At 71.8% G+C, this 18,271-nt stretch carries 18 protein-coding genes; 15 read left to right on the plus strand and 3 right to left on the minus strand.

Annotated elements, in window-relative coordinates; genetic code table 11:
* Positions 1 to 316 precede the first annotated feature (316 nt).
* Genes Q3Y56_RS22420 through Q3Y56_RS22430 form a run of 3 tightly spaced genes read left to right on the plus strand, consistent with a single transcriptional unit; the run spans position 317 to position 2,931 of the window.
* Positions 317 to 1,060: an ATP-binding cassette domain-containing protein gene (locus Q3Y56_RS22420; protein WP_304463640.1), complete on the plus strand. Its 744-nt coding sequence runs from the start codon at positions 317 to 319 to the stop codon at positions 1,058 to 1,060.
* 3 nt (positions 1,061 to 1,063) lie between these two features.
* Positions 1,064 to 2,332 (plus strand): hypothetical protein, encoded by a 1,269-nt coding sequence (locus tag Q3Y56_RS22425; protein ID WP_304463641.1) that lies wholly within the window; start codon positions 1,064 to 1,066, stop codon positions 2,330 to 2,332.
* A 38-nt stretch (positions 2,333 to 2,370) separates the two neighbouring features.
* Positions 2,371 to 2,931 carry a hypothetical protein gene (locus Q3Y56_RS22430; RefSeq protein WP_304463642.1) on the plus strand — a complete coding sequence of 187 codons (561 nt, stop codon included), beginning with the start codon at positions 2,371 to 2,373 and terminating at the stop codon, positions 2,929 to 2,931.
* 87 nt (positions 2,932 to 3,018) lie between these two features.
* Here the strand turns inward: Q3Y56_RS22430 and Q3Y56_RS22435 are convergent, their stop codons facing one another.
* Together Q3Y56_RS22435 and Q3Y56_RS22440 are read right to left on the minus strand one after the other, a co-directional pair.
* On the minus strand, positions 3,019 to 4,374 hold the full coding sequence (locus tag Q3Y56_RS22435; RefSeq protein ID WP_304463643.1) for a M14 family metallopeptidase: 1,356 nt from the start codon (positions 4,372 to 4,374) through the stop codon (positions 3,019 to 3,021).
* 332 nt (positions 4,375 to 4,706) lie between these two features.
* On the minus strand, positions 4,707 to 6,047 hold the full coding sequence (locus Q3Y56_RS22440; protein ID WP_304463644.1) for a M14 family metallopeptidase: 1,341 nt from the start codon (positions 6,045 to 6,047) through the stop codon (positions 4,707 to 4,709).
* Positions 6,048 to 6,293: 246 nt separating this feature from the next.
* Between Q3Y56_RS22440 and Q3Y56_RS22445 the strand changes: the two genes are divergently transcribed.
* Complete coding sequence (locus Q3Y56_RS22445) at positions 6,294 to 7,151, plus strand: serine protease (protein WP_304463645.1); 858 nt, start codon at positions 6,294 to 6,296, stop codon at positions 7,149 to 7,151.
* 121 nt (positions 7,152 to 7,272) lie between these two features.
* Here the strand turns inward: Q3Y56_RS22445 and Q3Y56_RS22450 are convergent, their stop codons facing one another.
* Positions 7,273 to 8,328, minus strand: coding sequence for a chitinase (locus Q3Y56_RS22450; protein WP_304465739.1), 1,056 nt, complete (start codon positions 8,326 to 8,328; stop codon positions 7,273 to 7,275).
* Positions 8,329 to 8,608: 280 nt separating this feature from the next.
* Here Q3Y56_RS22450 and Q3Y56_RS22455 point away from each other — a divergent pair, with 280 nt between their 5' ends.
* The 11 genes from Q3Y56_RS22455 (at position 8,609) to Q3Y56_RS22505 (ending at position 18,264) form a co-directional block, all read left to right on the plus strand.
* Complete coding sequence (locus Q3Y56_RS22455) at positions 8,609 to 9,520, plus strand: hypothetical protein (protein ID WP_304463646.1); 912 nt, start codon at positions 8,609 to 8,611, stop codon at positions 9,518 to 9,520.
* 66 nt (positions 9,521 to 9,586) lie between these two features.
* Positions 9,587 to 10,291, plus strand: coding sequence for a Flp pilus assembly protein CpaB (gene cpaB, locus Q3Y56_RS22460; protein WP_304463647.1), 705 nt, complete (start codon positions 9,587 to 9,589; stop codon positions 10,289 to 10,291).
* Positions 10,292 to 10,305: 14 nt separating this feature from the next.
* On the plus strand, positions 10,306 to 11,853 hold the full coding sequence (locus tag Q3Y56_RS22465; RefSeq protein WP_304463648.1) for a P-loop NTPase: 1,548 nt from the start codon (positions 10,306 to 10,308) through the stop codon (positions 11,851 to 11,853).
* Between the two features lie 206 nt (positions 11,854 to 12,059).
* Positions 12,060 to 12,452 carry a TadE/TadG family type IV pilus assembly protein gene (locus Q3Y56_RS22470; RefSeq protein WP_304463649.1) on the plus strand — a complete coding sequence of 131 codons (393 nt, stop codon included), beginning with the start codon at positions 12,060 to 12,062 and terminating at the stop codon, positions 12,450 to 12,452.
* A gap of 134 nt (positions 12,453 to 12,586) precedes the next feature.
* Complete coding sequence (locus tag Q3Y56_RS22475) at positions 12,587 to 13,105, plus strand: TadE family protein (RefSeq protein ID WP_369696778.1); 519 nt, start codon at positions 12,587 to 12,589, stop codon at positions 13,103 to 13,105.
* Positions 13,102 to 14,460 (plus strand): CpaF family protein, encoded by a 1,359-nt coding sequence (locus tag Q3Y56_RS22480; protein WP_304463650.1) that lies wholly within the window; start codon positions 13,102 to 13,104, stop codon positions 14,458 to 14,460. Before Q3Y56_RS22475 ends, Q3Y56_RS22480 begins: the two co-directional genes overlap by 4 nt.
* On the plus strand, positions 14,457 to 15,392 hold the full coding sequence (locus Q3Y56_RS22485; protein ID WP_304463651.1) for a type II secretion system F family protein: 936 nt from the start codon (positions 14,457 to 14,459) through the stop codon (positions 15,390 to 15,392). The genes Q3Y56_RS22480 and Q3Y56_RS22485 overlap by 4 nt, the downstream gene beginning before the upstream one ends.
* Before the next feature lie 21 nt (positions 15,393 to 15,413).
* Positions 15,414 to 16,310 (plus strand): DUF5936 domain-containing protein, encoded by an 897-nt coding sequence (locus Q3Y56_RS22490; RefSeq protein ID WP_304463652.1) that lies wholly within the window; start codon positions 15,414 to 15,416, stop codon positions 16,308 to 16,310.
* Positions 16,311 to 16,725: 415 nt separating this feature from the next.
* Entirely contained in the window at positions 16,726 to 16,887 is a 162-nt protein-coding gene (locus tag Q3Y56_RS22495; RefSeq protein ID WP_304463653.1) for a Flp family type IVb pilin, read from the plus strand.
* An 8-nt stretch (positions 16,888 to 16,895) separates the two neighbouring features.
* Positions 16,896 to 17,540: a pilus assembly protein TadG-related protein gene (locus Q3Y56_RS22500; RefSeq protein ID WP_304463654.1), complete on the plus strand. Its 645-nt coding sequence runs from the start codon at positions 16,896 to 16,898 to the stop codon at positions 17,538 to 17,540.
* Between the two features lie 106 nt (positions 17,541 to 17,646).
* Complete coding sequence (locus Q3Y56_RS22505; protein ID WP_304463655.1) at positions 17,647 to 18,264, plus strand: hypothetical protein; 618 nt, start codon at positions 17,647 to 17,649, stop codon at positions 18,262 to 18,264.
* Positions 18,265 to 18,271 lie beyond the last annotated feature (7 nt).

Raw genomic sequence — 18,271 nt, forward strand, 5'->3', positions numbered from 1 at the left:
CCGGTCCGCTGGCGTGTGTGTCTACGCCGGTTCGTGCAATTGCCAGGGGTGTTCCAGCTGACAACGTGGGCCGATCATTCGCTGCCTCTCGTCCGGGGGCGTCTGAGCTGGATCTTCGACAGTCCCGCACGAATGCGCTGACGCGGCTTACTCGTGGGTCGTCGAGGTCAGGCCCAACATCATGAGAACCGGCGCTCCGCAAGGCGCGTCATCGCTGGTGCCTCGGCGCGGGTTCCGTCTGCACCGGGGCATCTGTTCGCTTCGACCTCTCACTACAGCAGCCGCTTTGGATGTGCAGCGGCGGAATGTGCGATTCATGGCCTTGAAGTTCCGCGGCGTTGTCTTCCGCTACAACCGGAAGACGACCGTGCTCGACGAGTTCGACCTGGGCATCGACAGTCCGGCAACCGTGCTGCTCGGCCCCAACGGGGCGGGCAAGTCCACGCTGTTGGCGCTGGCCGCGTCCCAACTCAAGCCCAGTGGCGGCACCGTCACCTGGAGGGACCGCGACCCCGCGCGTCGCCGGAATCTCACGGCGTACCGCAAGGCGGTGGCCTGGCTGCCCCAGCAGATCACGCCCATGCCAGGGCTGACCGTACGCGAGCAGGTCGCCTACGCCGGCTGGCTCAAGGGTATGAACCGCGCCGATGCCTGGAACGCGTCCGCCTCCGCCCTCGCTCGCGTCGGCCTGGGCAAGCTCGCCGAACGCCGCAGCCACCAGGTCTCGGGCGGCCAGCTGCGTCGCATGGGAATCGCCGGAGCGCTCACTCATCGCAGCGAGCTGATCCTCATGGATGAGCCGACCGCCGGTCTCGACCCCACCCAGCGCAAGGTCTTCCGTACCTTGCTCGAAGAGCTCGCCGATGACGTCCATGTCATCGTCTCCACCCACCAGACGGAAGACCTCGCAGAGCTCTACCAGCACGTTGTCGTATTGGACCGGGGTACCGTCCGCTTCCAGGGCACCACCGGCCAGTTCCACGCCTTGACCGACAACGCCCAGGGGCCCCGTGAACGCGCGGAAGCGGCCTATGCCCAACTCGTGGGCGAGGAGGTCTGAGCTGTGCTGCTGCGCACTGTTCTCCGCCTGTCGTCGGCGACTCGTGTTCTGCCCTTCCTGGTGGGGTTCATCGCCTTCGCCCTCGGTGGCGACATGACCGAATGGGCCACCCCTCACTACTGGCTCTCCGTGACGGGAAGCGCCACCAATGCTCTCGGCTTCGCCGGTGCCGCTTGTGCCGGGGCGGCAGCCTGGGAAGGCGGTCGGCTGCGGCGCGCACAGATCTTCGATCTGACAGCCGTCCGCTCGCCGCTGGCCATTGCTCTCCCACTCCTGCTGCCTGTGTTCGCGATGGGCGTGGCCGGTATGGGGGCGGCCCTTGCGGTCACGGCGGCCGCCGCCGACGTCGGCCTTGGGGTGCCGCATCTGGGGATCCTGGCTGTCGAAGCCGTGCTGCTGGCGGCCAACACCCTGGTCGGTTACCTCCTGGGTCGGCTGCTGGCTCCTGTCCTCGCGGTCCCGGTCGCGTTGATCATCAGCTTCGTCGCCATCGCGTTCCCGGTCTCCTGGGACATCCTGTGGGCGCGCCACCTGGTCGGCGGTGGGCTCATCGACTGCTGCGATGTCGACCAGAGCCTGGATGTGCGGGCGCTGGTGAGCGCGGGAGTGTTCGGCACGGCTGTCTGCCTGGCCGCCCTGGTGCTCATTCACTACCGCAAGACCGTCCCCGCCCTGGTCACAGCCATGGCGCTGACCGCCGGGGGATTCGCGGGCGGCGCGGCGGCCGCCCGCGGCATGGGGGCCGATCCCGTGGTGTCCAGGCCGACCAGTGAGCTCGTCTGTGACGACGGTCAACCGCGGATCTGCTTGTGGCCCGAGACGGACGGCCAAGCGGCCATGATCCGCACCGAGGCGCGCAAGGCCGCCGACAGGCTCCGTCAGGTCGGCGTCACGGTCCCCGCCACGCTGACCATGGCCGACCGGCCCGGGGCCGACGAGTCCAAACTTGCCATCGGGGCTGATACCGACGCCGACGATGTCCGTATCGGCGTGGTGGCGGGACTGGTCCCGCAGGCGCCCGCATGTGCGGAAGAGGGCGAGCCCTACCCGGCCGAGATCGCTTCCGGTCCCGTCGGCGCCTGGCTCTCCCTGACCGCCGGCGCTTCACCCCGCGTCGTCGCCAACCGGGTGATACCACCGGAGCTCGCCCTCGCCCAGCACGTCCTCAAACAGCCCCGGCACGCACAGCTCGACTGGTACAAGCGCAATGCCAAGGCCATGGGTGTCTGCAACGTGCGGCCTCAGTTGCGCATCGGCGGGAGTCAGTCGTGATCTGGTGGTGCAAGGCCCGCGCGGTTCCCCTACTGGTCGTGTCCGTCGTCGGGACCAACGCCCTCGGCCTGCTCATGGGGAACGCGGAGCTGCCCATGCCGGTCCTGACCGGCCGGTCCGGGCGCTTCCTCGTCGGCCACCTCATCACGCTGCTGCCCGCGGTCATGCTCCTGTACGGCATGGGGCGCGGCGACCTGCGCGCCGAGAGCGTCGCCTGTCGGCCCGTGCGGGCTTCGGACGCGGTTCTTGGCTTGGCCGTCGCCATCGGTGGTGCGGCGGTTGCGGGCTTGAATTACGCCATCGGGAGCGGCGCCATATCCCTGGTGCTGGGCCGGAACATCGCCGCGTACGTCGGCCTGGGGCTGCTCCTCCTCCCGCTCCTCGGCCACCGTCTTGCGGCAGTCGTGCTCGCCGCGGTGCCTTTGGTGTGCGCGGTAACCGGCTGGGGGCCAGGGGGCAAAGCTGAGCCGTGGGCATGGATCCTGCACCCCGCCGACTCCCCGGTGGCCTCCGTCATCACCGCGGTCGTTCTCTTCGCGGGACTGTCGCTCACCGTCGCCATGCGACCCTCCTCGCGAGCGATCGCCTGGGGCGTTTGACGTGACTCCTTGTGTGCCGGTGCCGGTGCCGGTGCCAGTGCCCCGGGGGCCGCGTAGCCGTCCCGGGGCACCTCGCGCCGGCGCGTGTCAGCTACCGCCGCAGTACTGGTCCTCCTTGCCGATCGCCCGGTACATGCAGTCGGACGTCTCGAGCAGTTGCAGCACCGCGTCGCGGTTGCGGTCGGTCTCCCGCTCGATGACCTCGTCGGGCGGGTAGAAGCCGCCGCCGCCGAAGGACGACGGGTACATCTCGAAGGTGTACGCGAAGATCTTCTGGTCGCCCCAGAGCCAGTCGTCGATCGACCCGTCGGTGACGTACAGGTCGCTGGACTGCTCGGGGGTGTAGCCGTTGCTCGCGGCCATGTCCTTGCCGACCGTGGCGAACACGTCGTGGTCGTCCTGCGTCAGGCCGGGCGCGGTGTCCGCCGTGGTGTAGCCGTAGGGCCACAGCACCAGTTCGCTGTAGGTGTGGAAGTCGATGGCGGACTTGATCTGCTGCTTGCCGCCCACCACGCGGCTGCGCGCGAAGTCGGCGACGACCTTCACCTCGGGGGCGGACTCGGCGGACTTGCCGCGGTAGGTCTCGGAGCTCGGGCTGCCCGAGGAGCCGCCGCAGCAGCCCCACTTGAAGTCCCAGTTGCGGTTCGGGTCGGTGCCGACGGCCGAGGAGCCGGAGTTGGGCTGCCGGTTCTTGCGCCAACTGCGGTACGAGCCGGACGCGATGTCGTACTCGCCGCCGTCCGGGTTGACGTCCGGGACGATCCAGATCTCGCGCCCGTTGACCGCGTTGGTGATCCGGGAGTCGGTGCCGTAGTCCTGGGTGAACTCGCGGATCAGGTAGAGCGCCATCTCCACGGTGAGGTGCTCACGGGCGTGCTGGTGGTGGGTGAACAGCACCTCGGGCTCGGCCTCGTCCGTGCCGACCTTGTCGCTGATCTTGACGGCGATGATGTCCCGGCCCTGGTAGGACTTGCCGATGACGCGCTTGCTGATGATGTCCGGATACTTGGCGATGGCCGCGTTGATCTCGGCGTTCATCTCCGCGTAGTTGTGGTACTTGGCGTCCGACGAAGGGAAGTCGAACGGCTTCGCGTCCTTGCCGCCCGTACGGGACGGGGGGCCGGGCAGCGGGGTCAGGTCGTAGCCGAGCCCGCGCAGCGCCTCCGCCTGGGCGGGGGCGGCGGTGACCACCAGCGAGCGGGCGTCCACCTCGTCGATGGACACACCGGTGGCGGCGATCAGGTTGCGCTGCGCGATCGTGGTCCGGGCCGCCACCTCGTACTGCCGCTGGGGCTCGTCGGCCGTGGCGGCGGTCGTCCGCGTACGGGCGGGGCTGTCGGCGGAGTCCGGGTCGGCGGCCTGGGCGGCCACCGGCGCGCCGAGCGCGAGGGCGAGCACGGCCGCGAGGGAGACGGCCCGTCTACCGGATATGCGACGTCGCATGGGTTCTCCTGATGGGGGGTGAAGGTGCTCCTGTGTGGGGTGTGAGGTGTGGGGTGTGTGAGGTGCTCCTGCGGTGAAGACATCGCGACTTCGCCAAAGTGTTCGGCCATGGGCATGACATGGTCAAGGGGGTACGGGCGGCCTGAGGTGGTCGGAATGCGCCAACTTCCGTCCGTCTTCCGTGCGGTCCGCGGGCGTGGATGCGCGGAGCGGACGGGAGCGGACAGGAGCGGACGGAGAGCGGACATGGCGGCGCCCCGTGGCATGTCGCCACGGGGCGCCTGACGAGAACTCGGCGGTTCGTCAGCCCGCCGAGGGGCTACCGGCCTGGCTCAGCCCGCCGTGCAGTACTCGTCCTCCTTGCCGATGGCCCGGTACATGCAGTCCGCGTTGTCCAGCAGCTTCAGCACGGCCTCCCGGTTCCGGCTGGTCTCCTTCCCGATCACCTCGTCGGGCGGGTAGAACCCGTCCGAGCCGTTCTCGCCCGGGTACATCTCGAAGGTGTAGGCGAAGATCTTCTGGTCGCCCCAGAGCCAGTCGTCGATCGCGCCGTCCGTGACGTACAGCTCGCTCGACTGCTCCGGCGTGTAGCCGTTGCTCGCGGCCATGTCCTTGCCGACCGTGGCGAACACGTCGTGGTCGTCCTGCGTCATGCCCTCGCCGGTCTCGTCGTGAGTCCAGCCGAACGGCCACAGCACCAGCTCGCTGTAGGTGTGGAAGTCGATGGCGGCCTTGATCTGCTGCTTTCCGCCGACGATCCGGCTGCGGACGAAGTCGGCGACGACCTTGGTCTCCGGAGCGGACTCGGCGGACGGGCCGCGGTACGTCTCCGAGGCCGGGTCGGTGTCGGAGCCGCCGCAGCAGCCCCACTTGTATGCCCAGTTGCGGTTCAGGTCGGTGCCGACCTCCTGCGAGCCCTCGTTGGGCTGCCGGTTCTTGCGCCACATCTGGTACTCGCCGGTGGAGATGTCGAACTCTCCGCCGTCCGGGTTGACGTCGGGGACGATCCAGATCTCGCGGCCGTCGACCGCCTTGGTGATCCGGTCGTCGGAGCCGTACTTGTCGCCGAACTCCTTGACCAGGTAGAGCGCCATCTCCACGGTGAGGTGCTCGCGGGCGTGCTGGTGGTGCGTGAACAGCACCTCCGGCTCGTCCTCGTCCTTGCCGGCGTTGTCGCTGATCTTCACGGCGACGATGTCGCGGCCCTCGTGGGACTTCCCGATGACCTGCTTGCTCATGATTTTCGGGTGCTTGGCGACGGCGGCGTCGATCTCCGCCGTGGCCTCCTTGTAGTTGTGGTAGCCGGAGTCGTCGGACGGGAAGTCCTTGACGCCCGCCTTCTTCGGCCCGCCCCGCTTCGGCGGGCCGGGCAACTCCTTGACCCGGTAGCCGAGTCCGCGGACCGCGGCGAGCTGCTCGGCGTCCGCGGTGACCACGACGGAGTGGTCGCGGACGGCGTCGACGGAGGCGCCGGTCGACGCGATCGCGGTGCGGGCGGCGGGGGTGTCCGGCCCGGTGACCTCGTACTGGCGCGGGGTCGGCGTGCTGGACGCCGTGCCGCTCGGGGTGTGGGGGGAGTCCTGGGCCTGGGCCGCGATGGGCACGGCGAGTGCCAGCGCCAGGACGGTGGCGGCGACGGCGGTGGTCCGCCGGCCGCGTATGCGCAGTCGCATGGTCAAGTCTCCTGGTTCCAGTGCGACGGGTGGGGGGTTGGGCGCCCATGGTTCGGGGTGGACGCCTGCGTCCATCGTTGGGGCCGGGCATGGACATGGTCAAGTGCCGTCGTACGGGCCCTGGATGGCCGACCGATCCGCCGGCGGCTGTTTCCGGCCACGGTGACCATTGCCTTCCGCCACGTGCTGCCGTGACAATGCGCACGTCAAATCCGAAAGCAACTTCGGTATGGAGGAACCCCCCACATGAAGACGTCCTTCATAGGCACGCTCTCGGCCGTGGCGCTGAGCGGCGTCACCGTCCTCGGGCTCGCCGTGTCGTCCGCCTCGGCGGCCGATGCCGGGGCCGGGACGGCCAAGAAGAAGCCGGCGGCCGTGAACTTCGAGGGCACCGTCGCGCTGAGCAACTGCTCCGGCTCGGTCGTGAAGATGCCGAACTCCACCGACCAGGACCCCGCCCTGGTCATGTCCAACGGCCACTGCCTGGAGACCGGCTTCCCCGGCCCCGGCGAGGTCGTCGTCGACCAGCCGTCCAGCCGCAGCTTCACCCTGCTGGACGCCGACAGCAACGACGCGGGCACGGTGCACGCCACCAAGGTCTCGTACGCGACGATGACGGACACCGACGTCTCGCTGTACGAGGTGGACGCCACCTACGCCGACATCCAGGAGAAGTTCGGCGTCAAGGCGCTGGAGCTCTCGGCCGAGCGGCCCGCCCAGGGCGCGGCCATCAGCGTGGTGTCCGGCTACTGGAAGAAGATCTACAGCTGCGACGTGGACGGCTTCGTGCACGAGCTGCGCGAGGGCGAGTGGACGTGGAAGGACTCCGTCCGCTACACCCCCGACTGCAAGACGATCGGCGGCACCTCGGGCTCGCCCGTCGTGGACGAGGCCACCGGCAAGGTCGTCGCCGTGAACAACACGGGCAACGAGAGCGGGGAGCGGTGCACGGACAACAACCCGTGCGAGGTCGATGAGAACGGCAACGTGACCGTCCGCAAGGGCATCAACTACGCCCAGCAGACGTACCAGATCACCAAGTGCGTCGCGGCCGGAAACAAGATCGACCTGAGCCTGGAGGGATGCACTCTGCCCAAGCCGTGACCGGACCGGTGGCCTGATGGTGCCTGGCCCCATCGCGACGGATGGGGTCAGGCACCGCCGCGGGCACTCGACGGATGGGGCCAGGCACCGCCGCAGGCCGCAGGCCGCGGGCGGCCGCCGGCTACGGCAGCCCGTGCACGTGCTCGCCCACGCTCCGCGCGAAGGCGTTCCCGTTCGCCGCGTCCCAGTTGGTCGACCAGGTCATCGCCCCGCGCAGCCCCGGGTACGTCCTCGACGGCTTGAACGAGCCGCAGCCGCTGCCCTTGGTCAGACAGTCCAGCGCGGCGTTGACGACGTCCGGGTCGACGTACCCGCTGCCCGCCGCCCGGGTCGAGGCGGGCACCCCGATGCCGACCTGCGAGGGGTCGAGGCCGCCTTCGAGCTGGATGCACGCCAGCGCGGTGAGGAAGTCGACCGAGCCCTGGGAGTACACCTTGCCGTCGCAGCCGAGCATCGAGCCGCTGTTGTAGTACTGCATGTTGACGACGGTGAGGAAGTCCTTGATGTTCAGCGCCGTCTTGAAGTACTCGTTCGACGGGGACTGCATGTCGATGGTCTGCGGTGCCATCGTCACCACGACGTCGGCCTTGCGGTCGTGGACCGCCTTGAGCGCCTGGGTCATGTAGGTGGAGTTCAGCCCGTTCTCCAGGTCGATGTCGACGCCGTCGAACCCGTACTCGTCCATCAGGCCGGTGACGGAGTCCGCGAGCGCCGTCGCCGAGGCGGCGTCGTTGACGGACACCGCGCCCCTCTCGCCGCCGACGGAGATGACGACGGACTTGCCCGCCGCCTGCTTGGCCTTGATGTCGGCCTTGAACTGGTCCACGGTGTAGCCGCCGAGCCCGGCCGAGTCCAGGTTGAAGGTGACCGCGCCGGGGGTTCCGGTGGCGTCCGCGAAGGCCACCGCGATGATGTCGTACGCCTCCGGCACGTCGCTCAGCTTCTGCACCGTGGCGCCGTTGTCGAAGTTCTGCCAGTAGCCGGTGACCGCGTGCGCGGGCACGGCGGCGGCCCGATCGGCGGCGGGCGCCGAGCCGGATGCCGCACTGGACGCCGAGCCGGACGCGGGCTCATCGGCCGCGTCGGCGCTGCCGGCGGCGATCAGCCCGGACGCCGCCAGGGCCGCGGCTGCCAGTGCGCCGAACAGGTTCCTGCGATGCCGGTTCCCGCGGTGTATGCGTGATCGTGCGCGTACCACGACTGCCTCCGTGTGGGGGTGGTGGGGGAAGGTGGTGTGCTGCGGTGCGCGCTCGGGGCCCTGAGCTTGCCGTACAAGGTGGTCCAGACCAATGCCCTTGTCAACCCTCGGGCGCGTCCGGCCGGGGTCTGGGTCGGAGCGTCAATTACGGATAAAGTGCTGCTGCCTGGGGGCATCTCCCAGGCATGACTGGGGGAACAGTGCAGTAGCGACCTGCGGCCGCCGAGCTCCCCGGCGCCGAAGCGAACGGGGTAGCCGAGTGCCCACCGCGATAGCCGTGACCAGCCGCGAGCTGGTCCTTCCGCCACCCGACGGCCAGACCCCGTCCGCCGTCGTGCTCCCCTCCCCGCAGGACAAGCCGCTCGACGGCTGCCTGGCCGCCGCCCAGTCCCTCCTGGACCGGCAGGGCTATCTGGTCGTGCCGTACGCGGGCGCCACCCCGCCCCCGGCCATCCGGCGCCTGCGCACCGTACGGGCCCTGCTGGAGAGCGACCGGATCGCGCTGCTGCCGCTCGATCTGCCGCCGCTCGGCGTCGCCGTGCTGGCCCGTCAGCTCCGCAGGCTCTCGGTGTGCGACCTCAGCCCCGGCGTGCTGGCCAGCGCCGCCCGGCTGCTGGCGCACTACATCCACGCGGGCGCGCAGCTCGCCAGCGTCGCCCGGCTCGACCGGGTCCCCGTCGGCCTGGGCTCGCACGTCCGCTCCTGGCTGCCCGGCACGCGGTTCGGGGTGCTCGCGCATCCCACCCCGCGGCTGGTCAAGGTCGGCGGCGGCGACGACACGCCGCCCGCCCCTGGCTACGCGGTCCACTTCACCGTGGCCCGCGGCCACCAGCACACCGGCGACTGGGTCACCGGCACCCTGGCGTCCGCCTGGCGGGCGCAGGGTGTCCAGGAGGTGCCGCTGCCCCCGGAGTCCGCGCGCTGGTGGGGCACCGGCAGGCTGACCGAGTTCGCCGCCGAGATCCCCGACCTCTCCGTCCTGTACCAGCTCGTGACGTCGGTACGGCGCCAGGAGTGCCACTGGTGCGGACTGGAACTCATCGGCGACCGCTGCGCGTTCTGCTCCTCCCCGGTGCCGTCCGCCGCGGCCCCCCGCGCGCTCGCCGCCGCTCCGTCCGCCCTCGCCTCCGCACCGCCCGCACGACCCGCTCTGACCAGCCGGCCGTCATAGTCCGCCAGAACCCGCCTGAACCAGCCCAAGTCCACCCGAGTCCGCCCCGAACGAGGTTGCCCGTCCATGAATGTTCGCCAGCGCCGCGGAGTCATCCTGCTGCTCCTGTCGGTCCTGTGTGCCGCCGGCGCGTTCGCCGGAGTGCTCTCGGTCATCGACGACGTCGAGTCCAAGGTCGGCCCCGAGACCACGGCGTACGAACTCAGGACGGACGTACCGGCCTACCGGACCCTGGACGCGGGGCAGTTCCGGAAGGTCTCCATGCCCGAGCGATGGCTGCCGAAGACCGCCGTCACCGATCTGGCCGACGTCCGCGGCAAGATAGCCGTCACCCCGCTGCGCGCGGGCTCGCTGCTCCAGTCGGACATGATCGTGGACCGGCCCGCGATCGCCCCCGGCCAGCAGGAGATCGCCATCATGATCGACGCCTCCACCGGCGTCGCCGGCAAGATCACCCCCGGCGCGCGGGTCAACATCTACGCCACCTTCGAGGGCCGGGCGGAGGGCGAGAAGTCCGTCTCGAAGCTGATCGTCGCCGACGCCAAGGTCATCGACGTCGGCAAGCTCACCGCCCTGGAACCGGACGAGGACGACCGGCGGCGGGTCGGCGAGGCCGTGCCGATCACGTTCGCCCTCGACACCCGCGACGCCCAGCGCGTGGCGTACGCGGAGTCCTTCGCCGCGCACGTGCGGCTGGCCCTCGTCGCGCCCGGCGGCGGCACCGCCGTCGCCCCGAAGGACCGCACGTACACCCTCGACGGCGACAAGTGAAGGCGGGGGACACGGTGACCATCAGAACCCTCCCCGCCGTCGGCGACCCGGACGCCGCCCGCGCGGTCGGCGGGCTGCTCGGACAACTGCCCGGCGTCGAACCGCTCGCCCCCGTCGGCGACTCCGCCCGGCTGCTGGACGCCCTCGCCGGGCTCGCCGCCGCCTCCGTCGCGGAGCTGCCCGAGGTCGTCCTCGTCCACGAACGCATCGGCTCCACGCCCGCGCTGGAGCTGATCCGCGAGGTCGCGCTGCGCTTCCCGGCCGTCGGCGTGGTGCTGATGACCGGCGACGCCGGGCCCGCGCTGTACGCCGCCGCGATGGACGCCGGGGCCCGTGGGGTCGCCGCGCTGCCGCTGACGTACGACGAACTGGCCGCCCGCGTCCAGGCCGCCGCCCAGTGGGCGACCGGGGTACGGCGCCATCTCGGCGGCCACGGGAGCCACGGGGGCTACGGCGGCGAGGGGCCCGCGGCCGGGCCCGGCGGCCATCTGCTCGCCGTCACCGGCGCCAAGGGCGGCGTCGGCACGACCGTCACGGCGGTGCAACTCGCGCTGGCCGCGTGCGCCGCCGGGCGGACCGTGGCGCTGGTCGACATGGACCTCCAGTCCGGCGACGTCGCCTCCTACCTCGACGTCCAGTTCCGCCGGTCCATCGCCGACCTGGCGCAGGTCGGCGACATCACCCCCCGGGTCCTCCAGGAGGCCGTGTTCAGCCACGACACCGGGCTCGGGCTGCTGCTCGCGCCCGGCGACGGTGAGCGCGGCGAGGAGGTGACGGACGGCGCGGCCCGGCAGATCCTCGGCGCGCTGCGCGGCCGCTTCGAGATCGTGGTCGTGGACTGCGGTACGCAGATCACCTCGGCGGGCGCGGCCGTCATCGAGACCGCCGACACCGCGCTGCTGGTGACCACCCCGGACGTGGTGGCGGTGCGCGCCGCCAAGCGGATGGTCCGGCTCTGGGACCGGCTCCAGATCCGCAAGGCCGACCAGACCGTGACCGTGGTCAACCGGCACACGCGCGGCGCCGAGATCCAGCCGCAGCTCGTGGCGCGGGCCACCGGCACGCGGGCGGCCCGTACCGCCGTACCCGCCGCGTTCAAGGACCTGCAACCGGCCGTCGACTCGGGCCGGATGCAGGACCTCGAAGCCAAGTCGGCGGTCCGCCAGGCCCTGTGGACGCTGGCCGGGGAACTGGGCCTGGCCGAGCCCACCGACGACGGCGGCCGCCGGGCCGCACACCGGGGCGCAGGCCCGGCGGGCGCGGGCGACCGCGTGCTCCCGGGCCTGCCGGGGCTGCGCCGCCGCCGCGCCCTGCCGGCGGGGCGGGACGCGGGTACGGGCACGGGCACGGGTACGGATTGGGGTTCGGGTTCGGGTTCGGGTTCGGGTTCGGGGATGCTGCGGGGTCGGGCGGGGGCCGGGCCGAGAGCAGGGGGACAGGGAACGGGAAGGGGCCGGCGACCGGGGGGCCGGGCACGGTACAGGGCACGGGAACAGGAGCGGGCGCAGGCCCGGTCCCGGTCCCGGGAGCGGGCCCAGGCGCTGGTCAAGGCGCGGGCATGAGCACGAGGCCAGGCGCTGGTCAAGGCGCGGGCATGAACACGGGGCCAGGCGCGGGCATGAGCACGGGGCCAGGCGCTGGTCAAGGCGCGGGGTCAGGCACGGGGCCGGGCACTGGCCAAGGCGGCGGCCAAGGCGCCGCTCCGGGCGCCGGTCCGGGCACGGACACAGGCACCGGGCCGGACACCGGGCCCGGTGCGCTCACCGAGGTGCCCACGACACGGGTCGGCCGCCGCCGCGGCGGCGACCGCGGCCAGGTCACCGTCGAGTTCGTCGGCATGCTCCCGCTGATCCTGACCGTGCTCGCCCTCGTCTGGCAGTTCGTCCTGGTCGGCTATACGTTCTCGCTGGCGGGCCACGCAGCCGACCGGGGAGCGCGCGCCGGGGCCGCCGCCGACGGTGGCGCGGCCGAGTGCCAGGCCGCCGCGACCGAGGACCTGCCCAGCGCCTGGCACGGCACCGCCTCCTGTGGCCCGTCCGGCGCCGGCCTGTGGAAGGCGAAGGTCACGGTGAAGGTCCCCGTCCTCGTCCCCGGCGCCGTCGACTTCCCATGGAGCGTGACGGGCACCGCGGGCGCGGTGGAGGAGGCGCGGGACCGGTGAACACGCAAGGGCGGAGCGCGGACCTGGCGCGAGTGCCGCGCCCGGAACCGGCCCGCGCGACAGACCTCGCCGCGCCTGCGGCGGACCCGCTCCGGAGTCCAGGGGCGGAGCCCCTGGTTGCGGGGACGGGCGGGGTGGGGGAAGCAGGCCCGGCGCGGGGCACCTGCGGCACTCGCCGCACCCGGCGCCCCCGGTCCGACCGCGGCATCGTCTCCATCGAGTTCATCGGCTTCCTGCCGATCCTGCTCGCCGTCGCGCTCGGCGCCGTGCAGTTGGGACTCGCCGCGTACGCCGCTCAGCAAGCCGGTACCGGGGCCCGGGCGGCGGCTCGTACGGCGTCGTCGGACGAGGCGGCGGCCAGCCCGGAGGGGGCGGGGCGGGCGGCGATCAGCGGGTGGCTCGCCGACGAGGCGTCTTTCCGCGTCAGCGAAGGCGGCGACGAGGCCCGCGTCACCGCGCGCGTGAAGATCCCCTCGGTCATCCCGGGCCTGGACTTCGGCACCGCCCAGCGCACCGCCGTCATGCCGCGCACGCCCGACACGAACGACGCGTCCACCCCGTCGAACGGAACGGTCGACGGCTACGCCCACAACAGCCGCGCCAACGGCTCGGACCCGGAGCCGGGCCCGGCCCTCGAACGGAGCCGCCCATGAGCCTCCGTGCGCGGATCGCCGCGCCCGAGTCCCCGGCCGAGGGCCGTCAGGACGGCCACCTGGTCGCCGTCTACCGCACCAAGCTGCTGGAGGAGATCGACCTCGCCGAGATGTCCTCGCTGGCTGCCGCCGAGCGGCGCACCCGGCTGGAGCGCGTCCTCGGCCACATCATCAGCCGCGAGGGCCCGGTGCTGTCCACCGCCGAGCGCGACCGGCTCATCCGTCGGGTCGTGGACGAGGCGCTGGGCCTCGGCGTCCTCGAACCGCTCCTCGAAGACGCCTCCATCACCGAGATCATGGTCAACGGGCCGGACCAGATCTTCGTGGAGCGGGCGGGCCGCGTCGAGCTGGTGCCCGTGCGCTTCGCGTCCGAGGAGCAGCTGATGCAGACCATCGAACGCATCGTCTCCACCGTCAACCGGCGGGTGGACGAGTCGAATCCGATGGTGGACGCCCGGCTGCCCAGCGGCGAGCGCGTCAACGTCATCATCCCGCCGCTCTCCCTGACCGGCGCCACCCTCACCATCCGCCGCTTCCCGCGCGCCTACACGCTCGGCGAGCTGATCGGGATGGGCACGCTCGACGAGCAGATGACGCTGCTGCTGGCCGCGCTGGTGCGGGCCAAGTTCAACGTCCTGGTCTCCGGGCCCACCGGCTCCGGCAAGACCACCCTGCTCAACGCCCTGTCGGGGCTCATCCCCGAGGGGGAGCGGATCATCACCGTCGAGGACGCCGCCGAACTCCAGCTCCAGCAGGCCCACGTGGTCCGGCTGGAGTCCCGGCCGCCCAACGTCGAGGGCAAGGGGCGGATCACCATCCGCGACCTCGTACGCAACTCGCTGCGCATGCGGCCGGACCGCATCATCGTCGGCGAGGTGCGCGGCGGCGAGACCCTCGACATGCTCCAGGCCATGTCCACCGGCCACGACGGGTCGTTGGCCACCGTGCACGCCAACAGCGCCGAGGACGCGCTGATGCGGCTGCAGACGCTGGCCTCCATGTCCGAGGTCGCCGTGCCGTACGAGGCGCTGCGCGACCAGATCAACAGCGCCGTCGACTGCGTCGTCCAGCTCGCCCGGCACGCCGACGGCTCCCGCAAGGTGAGCGAGATCGCGCTGCTCGACAGCCACGGCCACGAGGAGTACCGGATCACCACCGTCTGCCGTTTCGAGACCCAGCCGATCGGCGCCGACCGGGTCGTACACGGCCGTTTCGGGCACTTCCCGCTCTCCGAACGGGCCGCGACCCGGCTGCGCCTGGCGGGCGAGCCCGTCCCGCCCGCCTTCGGCGTCGCCGCCTCCCCGGCCCAGCTGACCACCCGCGGCACCGGGACCGACCGCCGGGGGCCCGTATGACCGACGTCGCGCTCCTCACCCTGGGCGGCACCGTGCTGTGCGGCGCGCTGGCCGTCGCCGGAGTCCAGCTGTACGCCTCCGGGCGCGCCCAGCGCCAGGCCCTCGTCGACCGGCTGTCCGACACCGGCCCGGCCCCGGCCGCACCGGCGCGCCGCTTCGCCGGCCTGGACCGGTGGCTGCGCGGCACCGGGCCCGGCCGGCGGCTGGCGCGGCGGCTGGCCGCCACCGGGCTCGACCTGACTCCCGGGGAGTTCGTCGCGTACACCGCGCTGGCCGCCGCCGGGCTGTGGCTGGTCGCCGCCGCCGCGCTCGCGGCCTTCTTCGGCCCGATCGCCGCGGTCGTGACCGTCTGGTCGGCGTTCGCCTACCTCAACTGGCAGCGGCAGAAGCGGATCGAGAGGTTCATCAACCAGCTTCCGGAGCTGTCCCGCATCCTCGCCAACGCCACCCAGGCCGGGCTCGCGCTGCGTACCGCCCTGGGCATGGCGGCCGACGAGATGGAGGCCCCGGCGGGCGAGGAGCTGGCCAAGGTCGCCGCCAAGCTCGCCGTCGGCCACTCCGTCGACGACGCGCTGGGCGAGCTCGCCGAGCGGCTGCCCTCCCGCGAACTCGTCGTCCTCGTCACCACCTTGGTGCTGTCCAACCGCGCGGGCGGCACCGTCGTCTCCTCGCTGCGCAACCTCACCCAGACCCTGGAGGAGCGCAAGGAGACCCGCCGCGAGGTCCGCACCCAGCTCTCCCAGGTCACCGTCACCGCCTACGTCGTCCCGCTGATGGGTGTGGGCACCCTGCTGCTGATGGACAAGATCGCGCCCGGCTCCATCGAGCGCATGACGTCGGACTTCTGGGGCCAGGCGGCGGTGGTCGTGGCCTTCGCGCTGTACGGGCTGGGGTTCTTCCTCATCCGCCGGCTGTCGAAGATCGATGTGTAGGGGCAGGGGGACGACGGACCGATGACGGGACTGGGCTTCCTTCTCGCGCTGGCCATGGGCCTGTCCGTGGCGGGCATCGCCTACGGCGTCGCGCTGTGCCGCAGCGAGGCCAAGCTGCCGCCCGACCTCGCGGTCGCCCTGGAGGTCGGCGCGACCCGCACCACCGCCGTCGGCTCGGCGCTGGACCGGCTGGGCATGCGCTGGGCCCCGCTGGTGCTGCGGCTGATGGGCGACAAGCGGGTGGCCAGGGTCCGCCGCCGGATCGACCTCGCGGGCAACCCCGGCGGCCTGACCGTGGACCGCTACGCCGCGCGCCGCGCGGTGTACGGGGTGCTGGGCTTCGGCGGCGCGGTGGTGATGCTGACGGAGGGCCAGCTGCTGCTGGCGGTCCTGATGGTCGCCTTCGGGCTGTTCTGGATCGAGGTGGGCATCTGGGCGGCGGTCCGCGAACGGAAGGACGCGATCGAGCGGACGCTGCCCGACTTCCTCGACGTGCTCGCGGTCGTGGTCAGCGCGGGCCTGAGCTTCCGGCAGGCGCTGGACCGGGTCGCCGAGCGGTACGAGGGGCCGTGGGCGGACGAACTGCGTATCACCCTCCGCCAGATGGACATGGGCGTCAGCCGCCGCCAGGCCTTCGAGGAACTGCGCAAGCGCAACGACTCCGAACAGGTCGCCCAGTTCGTCACGGCCCTCCAGCAGGGCGAGGAGCTGGGCGCGCCGATCGTCGACACGCTCATCGCCATCGCGAACGACATGCGCCGTACGGACGCGCAGAACGCGCGGCGCCGGGCGGCCCGCGCCGTACCGAAGGCGACGATGGTCATCACCACCTTCATGGTGCCGGGGACGATGGTCCTCCTCGTCGCGGGCTTCTTCCTCGGCTCCGGCACCGACTTCGGCTCTGTTACGGGAGAATGACGCACATCACGGGGGCCATCACGGGGAACGTCACGGGGAACATCACGGGGGGGTTGACGCACCACCCGGTACGAGAGGAGACCCCACGATGCCGGAGAACTCCCAGCACATCTCCGCGCACCACGACCAGCTCGGCACGACGGCGGCGGTCCCGAAAGCGTTGCCGTCGGAGCAAGAGTCTTCGCGTATGCAACGAGGTGTGGCACAGTCGACCTCGCGCCACCCCGTGTCCCCGGAGCCGGGCGGCTCCGGGGAGCGGTCGGCCGCCGCGGGGAGGGGGTGAGAGAGGTGCGGGCACGCCGGGGGCCCTGTTCCGCCACTGGTGTTTCGTCGTACGTTTCTCGTGCCGCGAGCGGCGCCACGGGGGTTGAACAGCCGGCCCGGAGGGGGACGGCAACCCATGAAGGGGAACACGATGGGAAAGCGCGTTGTGGGGAACGACCGGGGACAGACCTCGATCGAGTACCTGGGCATCATCGCCGTGGTGGTGGCGATCATTCTGGTGCTGACGACGACGGACTTCGGCACCGCGATCGCGGACGCGATCACCGACCAGATCACCAAGATCACGGGCTGACCCCGCGGGTGAAAGCGCACCATCGGCACGGCGACGCGGGGCAGGCGTTCCCCATCTACATCACGGCGGTGGCCGGACTGCTCTTCCTCGCCCTCGTCTTCTTCGCGGTCGGGCAGGCCGGTGCCGCCCGCAACGGCGGGCAGACGGCCGCCGACGCCGCCGCGCTCGCGGCGGCCCAGAACTACCGCGACCAGCTCCGGACAAGCCTCCAGAAGGCCATCGGGTCCGGCGGCCGGGACTGGAGCGACATCCTGGCCGGCCGAGGGGTCCGGGCGGACGGCGCGTGCGACGACGCGCGGTGGTTCGCGGGCCGGAACGACGCGGACGTGACCGCGTGCCGACCGGGCTACCTGCCGGCGTCCTTCACCGTGACCGTCAGGACCCGGCACACCGTCGGCAAGTCCGTGGTCCCCGGTACGGAGCGCAGGCACGCGACGGCGAAGGCCAAGGCGGTGGTCGAACCGCGCTGTGCGCCCAGCGGCCCGGTGACGCTCCCGACCCCGGAGGAGAGCGAGGACGGGAAGGCCCCCAGCAAGAAGGACAAGGGCAAGGGCGACGGGGGAAACGGCAAGGGCGAGGACGGCGGGGCAAGGGCGAGGACAAGGACGAGGAGAAGCCGCAGGTCGGCCTCAGGTGCGACGGCCGCGACCTGACCATCGACCCCGCGCGGCCCGACGCCTTCCCGGAGGCGAGGGACCTGTTCCGGGTCAGCCTCGCCGACTGACCAGCGATCGACAAGCAGCGAAGGACAGCCATTTGATGAGCGTGCGGCGCGGGACGAGGGCCTGGACGGGCACGGCTGCGGCGTTACTCGCGGCCTGCATGGCGTTCGCCACGGCCGGCTGCGGCGGCGGGGACGGGGACGGTGACGAGGCGGGCACGGAGACGCCGCGGCCGTCCGCCGACGCCACGGGACATCAGGATCACCGGCCCAGTGAGCGACCGGCCGAGACGCCGGACCGGACGCCGGGGGACGAGTCGAGCGAGGTGATCGGCGAGGCCGAGGGGCCGGACGGCATCGTGCTGTCGATCCGGTCGGCCACGCGTGACGACGGCGGCTTCGTCACCGTCAGCGGTGCGGTGGCCAACAACGGCGACCGCACCTTCAACGCCTCCCGGTGGCGCTCCAGCGAGACGGACGTCAAGTCCCGGTCCTCGATCTCGGGCGCCTCCCTGGTGGACCAGCGGGGCAAGAAGCGCTACCTGATCCTGCGGGACACGGACGGCGAATGCCTGTGTACGACGGGTCTGGCCAATCTCAGGCCGGGCGAGAGCCGCCCCGTCTTCGCGCAGTTCCCGTCACCGCCCGCCGATGTCACGCGCGTCGACTTCCAGTTGCCCACCATGCCGTCCATCAGCATCGAGATCGCCGGGTGAGCGGGGC

The sequence above is a fragment of the Streptomyces sp. XD-27 genome (assembly GCF_030553055.1).
Taxonomy (GTDB): domain Bacteria; phylum Actinomycetota; class Actinomycetes; order Streptomycetales; family Streptomycetaceae; genus Streptomyces.

Bases quoted from the DNA above. Each gene is read 5' to 3' on its own strand.
- Q3Y56_RS22440 (WP_304463644.1), bottom strand. From the start codon at position 6,047: ATGCGACTGCGCATACGCGGCCGGCGGACCACCGCCGTCGCCGCCACC.
- Q3Y56_RS22495 (WP_304463653.1), top strand. From the start codon at position 16,726: ATGGGAAAGCGCGTTGTGGGGAACGACCGGGGACAGACCTCGATCGAG.
- Q3Y56_RS22435 (WP_304463643.1), bottom strand. From the start codon at position 4,374: ATGCGACGTCGCATATCCGGTAGACGGGCCGTCTCCCTCGCGGCCGTG.
- cpaB (WP_304463647.1), top strand. From the start codon at position 9,587: ATGAATGTTCGCCAGCGCCGCGGAGTCATCCTGCTGCTCCTGTCGGTC.
- Q3Y56_RS22420 (WP_304463640.1), top strand. From the start codon at position 317: ATGGCCTTGAAGTTCCGCGGCGTTGTCTTCCGCTACAACCGGAAGACG.
- Q3Y56_RS22485 (WP_304463651.1), top strand. From the start codon at position 14,457: ATGACCGACGTCGCGCTCCTCACCCTGGGCGGCACCGTGCTGTGCGGC.
- Q3Y56_RS22505 (WP_304463655.1), top strand. From the start codon at position 17,647: ATGAGCGTGCGGCGCGGGACGAGGGCCTGGACGGGCACGGCTGCGGCG.
- Q3Y56_RS22490 (WP_304463652.1), top strand. From the start codon at position 15,414: ATGACGGGACTGGGCTTCCTTCTCGCGCTGGCCATGGGCCTGTCCGTG.
- Q3Y56_RS22480 (WP_304463650.1), top strand. From the start codon at position 13,102: ATGAGCCTCCGTGCGCGGATCGCCGCGCCCGAGTCCCCGGCCGAGGGC.
- Q3Y56_RS22445 (WP_304463645.1), top strand. From the start codon at position 6,294: ATGAAGACGTCCTTCATAGGCACGCTCTCGGCCGTGGCGCTGAGCGGC.